Origin of the sequence: Romboutsia faecis (genome assembly GCF_014323405.1) — a bacterium.
In the GTDB taxonomy this organism is placed as follows: domain Bacteria; phylum Bacillota; class Clostridia; order Peptostreptococcales; family Peptostreptococcaceae; genus Romboutsia_E; species Romboutsia_E faecis.
The window spans coordinates 23038-35434 of sequence record NZ_JACRWE010000007.1 but is presented as its reverse complement, the minus strand read 5'-3'; the positions used below and the strand labels follow the sequence as shown (position 1 = coordinate 35434).

11 protein-coding genes and 1 riboswitch are annotated in these 12397 nt (G+C 29.9%); of the genes, 1 reads left to right on the top strand and 10 read right to left on the bottom strand.

What is annotated here, in order from left to right; all coding sequences use genetic code 11:
- Nucleotides 1-83 precede the first annotated feature (83 nt).
- From tsaD to tsaE, 4 genes are read right to left on the bottom strand one after another with little or no spacing between them, the layout of a single operon-like run.
- Nucleotides 84-1100 (bottom strand): tRNA (adenosine(37)-N6)-threonylcarbamoyltransferase complex transferase subunit TsaD, encoded by a 1017-nt coding sequence (gene tsaD, locus H8923_RS13505; RefSeq protein ID WP_153972471.1) that lies wholly within the window; start codon nucleotides 1098-1100, stop codon nucleotides 84-86.
- A gap of 2 nt (nucleotides 1101-1102) precedes the next feature.
- Nucleotides 1103-1558, bottom strand: a complete 456-nt coding sequence (rimI, locus tag H8923_RS13500; RefSeq protein ID WP_243139980.1) for a ribosomal protein S18-alanine N-acetyltransferase — start codon at nucleotides 1556-1558, stop codon at nucleotides 1103-1105.
- Complete coding sequence (gene tsaB, locus H8923_RS13495) at nucleotides 1548-2264, bottom strand: tRNA (adenosine(37)-N6)-threonylcarbamoyltransferase complex dimerization subunit type 1 TsaB (protein WP_153972470.1); 717 nt, start codon at nucleotides 2262-2264, stop codon at nucleotides 1548-1550. The genes rimI and tsaB overlap by 11 nt, the downstream gene beginning before the upstream one ends.
- Complete coding sequence (gene tsaE, locus H8923_RS13490) at nucleotides 2264-2716, bottom strand: tRNA (adenosine(37)-N6)-threonylcarbamoyltransferase complex ATPase subunit type 1 TsaE (RefSeq protein ID WP_153972469.1); 453 nt, start codon at nucleotides 2714-2716, stop codon at nucleotides 2264-2266. Before tsaE ends, tsaB begins: the two co-directional genes overlap by 1 nt.
- Before the next feature lie 215 nt (nucleotides 2717-2931).
- Here tsaE and H8923_RS13485 point away from each other — a divergent pair, with 215 nt between their 5' ends.
- Nucleotides 2932-3369 (top strand): hypothetical protein, encoded by a 438-nt coding sequence (locus H8923_RS13485; protein ID WP_153972468.1) that lies wholly within the window; start codon nucleotides 2932-2934, stop codon nucleotides 3367-3369.
- 43 nt (nucleotides 3370-3412) lie between these two features.
- On the opposite strand, the gene H8923_RS13480 is transcribed toward H8923_RS13485, so the two are convergent.
- From H8923_RS13480 to hpf, 6 genes are all read right to left on the bottom strand, one after another.
- Nucleotides 3413-4015: an ECF transporter S component gene (locus tag H8923_RS13480; protein WP_153972467.1), complete on the bottom strand. Its 603-nt coding sequence runs from the start codon at nucleotides 4013-4015 to the stop codon at nucleotides 3413-3415.
- 150 nt (nucleotides 4016-4165) lie between these two features.
- Nucleotides 4166-4285: riboswitch (FMN riboswitch) on the bottom strand.
- Nucleotides 4286-4386: 101 nt separating this feature from the next.
- Entirely contained in the window at nucleotides 4387-5547 is a 1161-nt protein-coding gene (locus tag H8923_RS13475; RefSeq protein ID WP_153972466.1) for an amidohydrolase, read from the bottom strand.
- Nucleotides 5548-5569: 22 nt separating this feature from the next.
- Nucleotides 5570-7711 carry a Tex family protein gene (locus H8923_RS13470; protein ID WP_317982879.1) on the bottom strand — a complete coding sequence of 714 codons (2142 nt, stop codon included), beginning with the start codon at nucleotides 7709-7711 and terminating at the stop codon, nucleotides 5570-5572.
- An 88-nt stretch (nucleotides 7712-7799) separates the two neighbouring features.
- Nucleotides 7800-8910, bottom strand: a protein-coding gene (gene prfB / locus H8923_RS13465) for a peptide chain release factor 2 (RefSeq protein WP_153972464.1) whose coding sequence is annotated in 2 segments (ribosomal slippage) — nucleotides 7800-8834 and nucleotides 8836-8910 — 1110 coding nt in all. Because the reading frame shifts where the segments join, the coding sequence is not laid out codon by codon here.
- Nucleotides 8911-8924: 14 nt separating this feature from the next.
- A complete protein-coding gene (secA, locus tag H8923_RS13460) occupies nucleotides 8925-11597 on the bottom strand; it encodes a preprotein translocase subunit SecA (protein ID WP_153972540.1) in 2673 nt (890 codons plus the stop codon).
- 202 nt (nucleotides 11598-11799) lie between these two features.
- Entirely contained in the window at nucleotides 11800-12348 is a 549-nt protein-coding gene (hpf, locus tag H8923_RS13455) for a ribosome hibernation-promoting factor, HPF/YfiA family (protein WP_153972463.1), read from the bottom strand.
- Nucleotides 12349-12397: the final 49 nt, after the last annotated feature.

Below are 12397 nucleotides of genomic sequence, written 5' to 3'. Positions count from 1 at the left end.
ATTCGGCGATTGACCGCTCGAGTAAAAAATAAAAAGTGACTACCATGCAGATGTAAAAATTCTGCAAATGGTAGTCACTTTTTTTATTTTTGACCTATTTTTAAGCCTGGTACAGCATTTAGTGACATGTCATCTCTTCTTCCGTTTATGTAACTGTAATATCCTGCACACCCTATCATTGCTGCATTATCTGTACATAATACTAATGGTGGATATTTAATTTCAATTCCATGTTCTTTAGCCATTTCAGTTATTTTTTCTCTAAGTGATGAGTTACATGCAACACCTCCCGCTAAAGCTATTGTTTTGTAATTTTTATCTAAAGCTGCTTTTATTGCTTTGCTTGATAATACTTCTACTACTGCTTCTTGGAAAGATGCTGCTACATCTTCAACTATTATTTCTTCATTCTTCATTTTTTTTGCATTTAAATAGTTTAATACTGCTGACTTAAGCCCACTAAAGCTAAAGTCATATTCTTCATCCATATGGGCCCTTGGGAATTCTATCGCATACTTATTACCTAATTTAGCTAATCTATCTATTATTGGTCCACCTGGATATCCAAGTCCCATAGCTCTAGCTATTTTATCAAATGCTTCTCCAGATGCATCATCTCTTGTTCTACCTAATATTTCATAAACTCCATAATCTTTAACTTCAACTAAATGAGTATGCCCTCCTGATACTATTAAAGTTATAAATGGAGGCTTTAAATCTCTATGTTCTATATAGTTTGCACTAACATGCCCTTCTATATGATTAACTCCTACCAACGGAATATCTAATGTATAAGCTAATGCTTTCGCATGTGATAGACCTACTAAAAGAGCTCCTGCAAGTCCTGGTCCATATGTTACTGCTATATGGTCTATATCTTTAAAATCCATGTTAGCTGTATCTAAGGCTTCTTGTACAACTTCATCAATACTTTCTATATGTTTTCTTGATGCCACTTCAGGTACTACTCCACCGAATTTTTTGTGTGTTTCAATTTGAGTTGATATTATATTTGATAAAACTTCTCTACCATTTTTTAATATGGCTGCTGATGTTTCATCACAACTACTTTCTATAGCTAATGTTATTACATCTTTCATTCTTACACCTCTTTTATATCATTCCACATTATTATGGCATCTTCTTTATTATTACTATAATATTCTTTCCTAATCCCAGCCATCTTGAATCCGTATTTTCTATATAAGTTTTGAGCAATTTTATTTGAAGCTCTTACTTCTAATGTCATTGATACAATTTTATTATCTTTACATACTTGTACTAATTCATTTATTAATTTATCTCCGATTTTTTTACCTCTATAATCTTCATGCACTGCTACATTTGTTATATGACCTTCATCTACTACAAACCATATCCCCACATAACCTGCTATTTTTCCATCTACCTTTGCCACAAGATATTTAGCTAGATTATTAGATAATTCTTTTTTAAATGAATCTTTTGACCAATAATCTTCAAAGCAACTTTTCTCTACTTCAAAAACTCCATCAATATCATCAACTTTCATTTCTTCTATTACAAGATTATTTACCATTATCTAACCTCTTCATCTTCTCTTCGTATTGAACCTCTGCTTGAGATTTCCTTATATACATTGGATTTATATCGTAACAATTATGAACATCTATATTTTTATTATACTTTTCTTTAGCAATAGAACATAAGCTACTTGCTTTTGTCACATTGTGTGATGGAGCGGGTACTTTTATATTTTTTATCTCTTTTATCTCATCTTCATACTTATAAACAGCTTCTCCAACTAAAATCCATTCTTCGTTATCATTAGATATTTCTTCTAATAGATTTTCTATTTCAACTACATCTACTGGCTGTATTTCAACTATATTTCCATCTTCAAATTTATATCTTCCTGTATAAACTTGATTTCTTTGTGCATCTAGTATAGAGCATATTTTCTTATCACAAAGATTCATATTTCCACCTAATATTTCTAATGAATTTACTCCTATTATAGGTAAATTATTCACATGTGCTATTGCTTTTGCAGTTGCCATACCTATTCTTAGTCCTGTAAATGAACCAGGTCCTATACATATTGCTATAGCATCTATATCTTTTATATTTACTTGACTCATTGATAACATATTTTCTATCATTGGCATAAGCTTTTGAGAATGTGTTGTTTTTGTATTTACAGTATATTCACATATTAATTTATTATCTTCAATTACAGCAACGCTCGATGCATTTGAAGATGTATCTATACCTAGTATTTTCATTATTTTGTCAGCTCCTCAACAATTTTTTTATATTTTTCTCCAACTGGTTTTAATATCATTTCTCTTCCCATATCTTTATAACTTAATTCTATATCTAAATACTCATCAGGAAGTATATCTTCTATTAAGTTAGCCCATTCTATTATACACACACCATCTGAGTTTATATACTCATCATACCCAATATCATACATTTCTTCACTACTTCCGATTCTATAAACATCAAAATGGTATAAAGGCATATTTCCTTCATATTCATTTACTATTGTAAAAGTAGGACTAGTTATATAATCATCTACGCCAATAGCTTTTGCTAAACTTTGAGTCATAGTAGTTTTACCTGCTCCTAAGTCTCCTATTAAACAAATCACACTTCCTGGCGTAAGTAATTTTCCTAGTTTATATCCTATTTCTTTAGTTTGTTCTTCTCCGTCCAAATATATTTTAACCATGACTTCATCTCCATTATATTTCTAAGTATTTATTAATTTGATAAATATTATTATATTATAATAATTAACTTTAATCAAAATTTTACACAGCAAATAGTTAATATCTTTACATTTGCTATAAATTAATATATTTTTATACTGTATTACATAGAATAATAATTTATATTTAGATAAATAATAAAATAAATAATTAAATATAAGGAGGAGTTCTTAATATGCCTAGTGACGATACTATAAAACTCTTAAACGAATGTAATGCTGGTATAAAAATGGGAGTTGAATCAATAAATGAAGTTATAGATCGCGTGAAAAATGATGATCTTCGTAATATTTTAAATAAGTATTTAGAAGATAATAAAAATCTTGGAGATAAAACTCATGAGTATTTAAATCAATTTCATGATTCTGGTAAAGAACCTAATCCTATAGCAAAAACTATGAGTTGGTTTAAAACAAATATTAAGTTATTACAAGGAAGCGATGTAGATGAACAAATAGCTGATTTAATGACTGACGGATGCAATATGGGTATAAAGTCTATTTATAGATATTTAAATAAATATCCTAATGCTAATAACGATGTTAAAGGTCTTGCAAAAGACATTATTAAATCACAAGAAAAGTTTCTTGATGACCTTAGAATATTTTTATAAATTAAAAAAAGCTTATGAAACTTATTCCATAAGCTTTTTTATTCTATTTTTTTAATAGTTTATTCATCTTTTTATATAAAGGTAATATACATATAGTTATTATACTTGATTTTATTATATTAAATGGTGCATACACCCATATTACAAAGGTAAACAAATCATGTATTCTTGGATTTATTGCACTTCCCATAGCTATTATTGCATCTAAACTTCCAAATACTTGACCATATATCGGTGTTACCACAAAATAGTTCGCTAAGCATCCCATAGCAGTCATCCCTATTATTCCTAATAATGATCCTATAAGTACACCTTTTAAATTACTTCTTTTTTTATAAACATAAGATATTATAACTACATAAGTTCCACCTATGATTGCATTTGCTATTTCTCCTACTCCACCAGTAAAAGTTGCTCCTATTTGAAGTAAATTCTTTATAAGCGCAATTATAAATCCTGCTAAAGGTCCCATTGCCATTCCACCAAATATTGCTGGTATATCTGATACATCCAACTTTAAGAAACTTGGAAATATTGGTAATGGAACCGATATGAACATAAGTATGTATGCTACTGCTGCTAATATACCTATTTTAGCTAACGTTTTTACAGAAATTGACTTGTTTTTTTTAATTGTTCCTTGCATAAAATTACCTCCCAATATATTTAAATAAAAATTTAAATAAATTAGAAATAAAAAAATCCGGAAATTAAAAAACTCGAAGAAATTATTCTTCGAGCTTATTTTTATGGATATAGTTTGTATACTAATAATAATCTATTAGTTTACGCTTTTAACCATCTTCTCTCATCCAGACTTTACTGTCGGCTTTGGAATCTCACCAAATCATGCTACAAATGTAGCTCGCGGGCTATAACCGCCGGTAGGGAATTTCACCCTGCCCCGAAGATTTCATATTTCTATTTAATTTATACTTATATACTAATTAAATTTTATTTCATTGTCAACTCAACTAAAAATAAAATTTATTTTTTATACGAAAATTTATGAGTTAATTAAGCTCTCTTATAAACTATTTTTCCATCTATTATAGTAAATAATACATTGCTTTGTATTTCTAAAGGACATCCATCCCAAATAACTATATCAGCATCTTTTCCAACCTCTATAGAACCCACTCTATCTTCTATCCCTAGAGTTTTTGCTGGATTTATTGTTATAGCTTCTATAGCTTTATCCTTTTTCATACCATGTTTAACTGCAATACCTGCACATATAGGAAGATATTGTATTGGTATAACTGGATGGTCTGTCATTAAAGAAACTCGAGCTCCTGCATTTGATAAAATACCTGCAGTATCAAAAGTTAGATTTCTTAATTCTATCTTAGATCTTTCAGATAAAGATGGTCCAACTATCACAGGGTATCCTTCTTCAACTAAATCCTCTGCTATAAGATGACCTTCTGTACAATGATCTAAGGTAAGTCTTAAATCAAACTCTTTAGCTATTCTTATAGCTGTAAACATATCATCAGCTCTATGTGCATGAACCTTAAATGGAATTTCTTTTCTTAATACCGGTATTAAGCTTTCCATCTTTATATCATACTCTGGTCTATCATGATCTTCATGTTCTTCGTATAACTCTATCTCTTCTAAATATTCTTCTGCTTTTTTAAGATTTTCTCTTAATAAAGAAGCTATTGCCATTCTAGTTTGAGGAGTTTTTTCATCTCTTCCATAACAACTCTTTGGATTTTCTCCAAATGCTATTTTTGATGCAACAGGGTTTTTTATAACCATATTGTCTATTCTTCTACCATGAGTTTTAATTGCTATACATTCTCCACCCATTACGTTTGCACTTCCTGGTGTTGTGCAAACAGCCGTTATACCACCAGCTACAGCTTCTTCAAAAGTTCTATCCATAGGATTTATACCATCTATTGGATTTAATTGAGGAGTTATAGGATCTGTTTCTTCATTTCCATCAGCACCTTCAAACCCCATACCATCTTCCCATAAACCTAGATGAGTATGAGCATCTATAAATCCTGGAAAAACAAATTTTCCTTGTGCATCTATGACCTGCATATCCTTTGAAACTTCAATTTCTTCTTCTATTTTTGCTATCTTCTTTCCTTCTATAAGAATATCTCCTACAAATACACCATTAGTTATTGTGTCTATAGTTCCATTTTTTATTAAAATCATTTCAACCTCCTCCTAGAGATTCTTACATCTTCATTGATAAAGAAACTCTTTTCTTGTCTAAGTCGATGCCAATAACTTTTACATCAACTATATCTCCTACCGTAACTACATCCATAGGGTCTTTAACAAATTTATTACTCATTTGAGATTTGTGAACTAAACCATCATTTTTTATTCCAATATCAACAAAAGCTCCAAAATCTACTACGTTTCTTACAGTTCCTTTTAATATCATACCCTCTGTTATATCTTCTATTTTTAATACATCCGTTCTAAGTATAGGTTTAATCCCTTCTTCTCTTGGATCTCTTCCTGGTTTTTTAATTTCTGCAATTATATCTCTTAGAGTAATTTCCCCTACTTCTAACATTTTACTTATTTCCATTATACCTATTTTTTGTACTCTTTCATCAATATCTTGTATATTTCTATTTTTTACATCTTCTAAAGAGTAACCTATCATCTCTAATAAGCTTTTGCATATATCATAACTTTCTGGATGTACTCCAGTATTATCTAGAGGATTCTTAGCACTTGATATTCTCATAAACCCTGCACATTGAGTAAAGGCTTGAGGCCCTAATCTTTTTACTTTCTTTAATTGAGTTCTTGATGTAAATGCTCCATTTTCCTCTCTATAAGCAATTATATTTTTAGCTATAGTTTTACTTATACCTGCAATATGTTCAAGTAAAGAGTAAGATGCTGTATTTAAATCCAGTCCAACACTATTTACTGAATCTTCCACTACTCCGTCTAATACACCTTCAAGTCTTTTTTGATTTAAATCGTGTTGATATTGACCAACACCTATACTCTTTGGATCTATTTTTACAAGTTCTGCTAATGGATCTTGTAGTCTTCTACCTATAGATATCGCCCCCCTTATAGATACATCCACATCCGGATGTTCCTCATTAGCAAGCTCTGATGCTGAATAAACAGATGCGCCAGCCTCACTTACTATTACATATTGTACTTCTTTATCAATTTCCTTTATCATATCAGATATAATACTTTCTGATTCTCTTGATGCTGTACCATTTCCTATAGCTATTATATCTACATCATATTTATGTATAAAATCTTTTAAAGTTTTCTTTGTACCCTCTACATCATTTTTAGGTTCAGTTGGATAAACTGTTGCATAATCTAAAAACTTACCATTCTTATCAACTACAGCAACCTTACATCCAGTTCTAAACCCTGGATCAAATCCTATTACTACCTTTCCTTTAACTGGTGGTTGTAGTAATAAACTTTTTACATTTTGCCCAAATACATTTATAGCTCTTTCTTGAGCTACTTCCGTTAAAGAATTTCTAACTTCTCTTTCTATAGAAGGGAATATTAATCTCTTGTAAGAATCCTCTATTGCTTGTACAATTTCTTCTTTATTTGATATATTCCCATTATTTATATATTTATTTATAATATAATTTAATACTTTATCATTATTTATTTCTAATTTTACTTTTAAGAAATTTTCTTTTTCTCCTCTGTTAATTGCTAATGTTCTATGTGGGGCAATATTTTTAACTCCTTCACTATAATCATAATACATATCGTATACTGACTTTTCATCAGTAGCATTTTTAGTAACTATAACACCTTCTCTTAATGCAAGCTCTCTTATATATTTTCTAACATCTGCATCATCTGAAACTATTTCAGCAATTATATCTCTTGCACCTTTTAATGCATCTTCTACTGAGTTTACTTCTTTTTCTTCATTTATGTATTTTTGTGCTTCTATTTCTATATTAGCTATTTTTTCATTAAGAATACTCATTGCTAATTTTTCTAAGCCTTTTTCTTTTGCTATAGTAGCTCTTGTTCTTTTCTTTTGTTTGAATGGAGCATATATATCTTCTACTTCTTGAAGAGTTTTAGCTTTTGCTATTTTTTTATTTATTTCTTCTGTTAGTTTTCCTTGCTCTTCAATTATTCTGCTAACATCTTCTTTCCTACTTTCTAAGTTTCTTAAATAAGTTAATCTATCATTTAATTCTCTTAATGTTACATCACTCATAGCACCTGTCATTTCTTTTCTATATCTAGCTATAAATGGTATTGTATTACCTTCATCAATTAACTTTATTGTGTTATTTATGTGCTCATCTTTTAAGTTAAATTCTGTTTTTAATATTTGATTTATATCCACAATACATCCTTCTTTCCATAAATTAAATTTATTCAAATTAAAATTTTAAAATAAGGCTCAAGAATTAAATTCTCCAGCCTTATTTGAATTATTTTTTGATTTTATTCATTTTAAGATACTCATTTATAAATAAATCTATATTACCATCCATAACACTATCTACATTTCCTATTTCTGCATTAGTTCTATGATCTTTTACCATTTTATATGGTTGGAATACATACGATCTTATTTGGCTTCCCCAAGTTATTTGAGAATATTTACCTTGAATATCTTCAATTTTTTCTTTTTGCTCTAGTTCTTTTAGCTCAATAAGTTTAGCCATAAGCATTCTCATAGCTCTATCTTTGTTCATATGCTGAGATCTTTCATTTTGGCATTGAACTACAACTCCTGTAGGAATATGTGTAATTCTTACTGCGGAGTCTGTAGTATTTACATGCTGGCCTCCAGCACCAGAAGCTCTATATGTGTCTATTTTTAAATCACTTTGATTAATCTCTATTTCTATACTATCATCAAGTTCAGGAGTAACATCTATAGATGCAAAGGATGTGTGTCTCTTACCCGATGGGTCAAAGGGAGATATTCTAACTATACGATGAACGCCTTTTTCACTTTTTAAATATCCATAAGCATTCAACCCTTCGATTAATAAGGTAGCACTTTTTATACCTGCTTCTGGATCAGAAAGTATATCTAAGAGTCTAACCTTATATCCTTTTCTTTCTCCCCATCTTGTGTACATTCTAAGAAGCATCTGAGCCCAATCTTGAGCATCTAGTCCTCCTGTACCTGCATTAATAGATAATATCGCATTATTTCTATCATACTCCCCACTTAAAAGAGTTTTTATTCGCATATTATCTATATCCTTTTCAAGATTATCTATACTCTTTTCTATTTCCTTACAAATTGAATCATCACTTTCTTCTAATCCAATTTCTATTAATAGTTCTATTTCTTCTAAACTTTCACTTAATTGATTGTATTCTTCAACTGTATCTTTTAGGGATTTATTTTCTTGAATAACTTTTTGAGCTTTTTCATTATCATTCCAAAACTCTTGTTTATTCATCTCTTCCTCATTTTGTTCAATTGCAACTAATAATGAAGCAATGTCAAAGAGAGTCCCTCATCTCTTTTAGATTTGAAGACATTTTGTCTATACTATGTCTATACTCTTGTATATTTAACATTTAAACCTCCAAAATTATCTTCCACAACATTTTTTATATTTTTTACCACTACCACATGGGCATAAGTCATTTCTTCCTGTTTCTTCGTCCTTTTTAACAGTTTTGTTACCTGGTTCATCAGTTGCACTTGAAGATAAATGATCAACATCTATAACTTGTTTTCTTTCAACAGGTTGCTCTATAGTTATATTGAATAAGTATCTAATAGTGTCTTCTTGTATATGCTTAGTCATATCGTCAAACATATCAAAACCTTCCATTTTATATGCAACAACTGGATCTTGTTGTCCTATAGCACGAAGACCTATACCTTGACGTAATTGGTCCATAGCATCTATATGATCTATCCAATGGCTATCAACTGATTGAAGAAGTATAACTCTTTCCACTTCTCTCATTCTCTCAGAACCTATTTGCTCCTCTTTAGCTGAATAAATTTTATGCGCTATCTCATACACTTGATCTACAAGTTCTTCTTTAGAAAGCTTTTCTATATTCTCTATCTCAATACTTCCCTTCGGCATGAATATAGCATATAGATGAGCTTTAAATACCTCTGTATCAATTCCATTTTCTTTAACAGCTATATCAGCTGCTTCTATAATTATATCTTTTACCATTGATTGTATTTGTTCATCTAGATTTTCACCTTCTAATACACGACTTCTTTCAGCATATATTATTTCTCTTTGTTTATTCATAACATCATCATATTGAAGTACGTGCTTTCTTATTCCAAAGTTCTTTCCTTCAACCTTCTTTTGAGCACTTTCTATAGATTTAGTTAACATCTTATGCTCTATAGGCATGTCCTCTTCAAGACCTATTTTTTCTACAACTCCCTGTATTCTTTCACTTCCGAATAATCTCATAAGATCATCATCTAATGCTATATAGAATCTTGAACTACCTGGGTCACCTTGACGGCCTGCACGACCTCTTAACTGATTATCTATTCTACGAGATTCGTGTCTTTCTGTACCTATTATAGCAAGTCCACCAGCATTTAAAACTTCTTGCTGTTCAGCTTCAGATTCTTTCTTGAATCTATTAAATAAATTTTCATATTCTGCTCTTGCCTTAAATAATTCTTCATTTTCTTCTGTTTGTTGTACTTCTAAAGGTGAATCCACTTTATTTATTATGTCTTCATTGTAACCTAACCTTTTCATTTCTTTCTTAGTTAAGAACACAGGGTTACCACCTAGAACTATATCTGTACCACGACCTGCCATATTAGTTGCTATAGTCACCGCTCCTAATCTACCAGCTTGAGCTATTATTTCAGCTTCTTTATCATGATGCTTAGCATTTAATACCTCATGCTTAACTCCTCTTCTTTTTAGAAGTTGAGATAATAATTCTGATTTTTCTATAGATACAGTACCAACTAATACTGGTTGTTTATTCTTATTTCTTTCAATTATATCTTCTGCTACTGCATTAAACTTTCCTTTTTCATTCTTATAAACAGAGTCTGCTAAGTCTTGTCTTAATATTTCTTTATTTGTTGGTATTTGAACAACATCCATTTTGTATATTGCTTTAAATTCTTCTTCTTCTGTTTTTGCAGTACCTGTCATACCAGAAAGTTTCTTATACATTCTAAAGTAATTTTGGAATGTTATTGTTGCTAATGTTTTAGACTCTCTTTGAATTCTTAATCCTTCTTTAGCTTCTATTGCTTGATGTAATCCTTCTGAGTATCTTCTACCGAACATAAGTCTTCCTGTAAATTCATCAACTATTACTATTTCTCCATCTTTGCATACGTAATCAACATCACGCTTCATTATTGTATGAGCTTTTAATGCTTGGTTTATATGATGGTATAACTCTGTATGAGATATATCCGTTATATTTTCAACATTAAAATAAACTTCTGCTTTTTGTATTCCGGATTCTGTTAATGCCACAGCTTTTTGCTTTTCTTCCAATTCATAATCATCTGGTTTTAACGTTAATACAAATGTATTAGCATCTGAATATAAATGTGTTGATTTGTCCCCAGGTCCAGATATTATAAGAGGAGTTCTTGCCTCATCTATTAGTATTGAGTCTACCTCATCTACGATTGCATAATTTAAAGGTCTTTGAACTTTTTGTTCTTTATGAATTACCATGTTATCTTTTAAGTAATCGAATCCATATTCATTATTCGTTCCATAAGTTATATCGCATTCATATTGAGCTTTTCTAACTGCTGGATTTTGTCCATGAACGATTACCCCCACAGTAAGACCTAAAAATTCATATACTTTTCCCATTTGCTCTTTGTCACGTTTTGCTAGGTAATCATTTACTGTAACTACATGTACACCTTTACCAGAAAGGGCATTTAAATAAACTGGAGCTGTTCCAACTAATGTTTTCCCTTCACCAGTTTTCATCTCAGCTATTCTTCCCTGATGAAGAACTATTCCACCTATAAGCTGAACTCTATAATGCCTTAATCCTAATACCCTTTTAGACGCTTCCCTTACTACTGCAAAAGCTTCCGGTAATATATCATCTACTGTTTCTCCCTTATCTAATCTATCTCTAAATATATTAGTCATTTCTTTAAGCTCTTTATCTGACATAGATTCAAATTTAGGTTCAAGCTGATCTATTTTATCAACTGTTTTATTAAAATTTTTCAATTCTCTTTTATCTGCTATATTAAATAAATTATCTAAAAAACCCATCGTTGGCATCTCTCCTCGTCCATATATTATTACTATTATATATTTTACCATAAAAATACTATATTTAATATTAATATTGACCGTATCTACAAATTATATAAATCATAGTATAACTAACAAAAAATATTTATAATTACTTATCGTACATATAAATAAAAAACTACCAATAAAATTATTGGTAGCTTTTTCATTTCAAATTTTATTATTCGTGTTCTATCATCCCATATCCACCATTTTTACGTTTATAAACTACAGATATTTCATCAGTATCTATATTTCTAAACATATAAAATTCATGTTCTATTAACTCCATTTGTAACACAGCTTCTTCTGCACTCATTGGTTTCATATCAAATTTTTTATTTCTTTCTATTACTATATCTAAACTTTCATCTTCATCATCAAAATCATCTTCATTATTTAAATCAACACCATCAAATCTTATACTTTCATTTGACTGATGTCTATCTTGCAATCTATTTTTATATTTTCTTAATTGCTTATTTAACTTATCATATACGATATCTATAGCAGCATATAAACTTTCTTCACTATCTTCGGCTCTAATAATTGGTCCACTTATAGGGATTATTGTTACTTCTATTGTATGACGAGCTTTCCTAGCGCTTACTGTAACTTTTACTTCTGTTTCTGGGTGAAGGTAATAATCTAATCGACCTATTTTCTCTTCAATTGCTCCTTTTATTCCACTAGTTAAATCCATTTGTTTACCAGATATTATTATATTCATAAGAACATCTCCCTTCAGTTATAGCAGTATAAAATTAATTTATACTTTA

Bases quoted from the DNA above. Each gene is read 5' to 3' on its own strand.
- rimI (WP_243139980.1), bottom strand. From the start codon at position 1,558: ATGGTAAATAATCTTGTAATAGAAGAAATGAAAGTTGATGATATTGAT.
- tsaB (WP_153972470.1), bottom strand. From the start codon at position 2,264: ATGAAAATACTAGGTATAGATACATCTTCAAATGCATCGAGCGTTGCT.
- H8923_RS13475 (WP_153972466.1), bottom strand. From the start codon at position 5,547: ATGATTTTAATAAAAAATGGAACTATAGACACAATAACTAATGGTGTA.
- secA (WP_153972540.1), bottom strand. From the start codon at position 11,597: ATGGGTTTTTTAGATAATTTATTTAATATAGCAGATAAAAGAGAATTG.
- tsaD (WP_153972471.1), bottom strand. From the start codon at position 1,100: ATGAAAGATGTAATAACATTAGCTATAGAAAGTAGTTGTGATGAAACA.
- H8923_RS13485 (WP_153972468.1), top strand. From the start codon at position 2,932: ATGCCTAGTGACGATACTATAAAACTCTTAAACGAATGTAATGCTGGT.
- hpf (WP_153972463.1), bottom strand. From the start codon at position 12,348: ATGAATATAATAATATCTGGTAAACAAATGGATTTAACTAGTGGAATA.
- tsaE (WP_153972469.1), bottom strand. From the start codon at position 2,716: ATGGTTAAAATATATTTGGACGGAGAAGAACAAACTAAAGAAATAGGA.
- H8923_RS13480 (WP_153972467.1), bottom strand. From the start codon at position 4,015: ATGCAAGGAACAATTAAAAAAAACAAGTCAATTTCTGTAAAAACGTTA.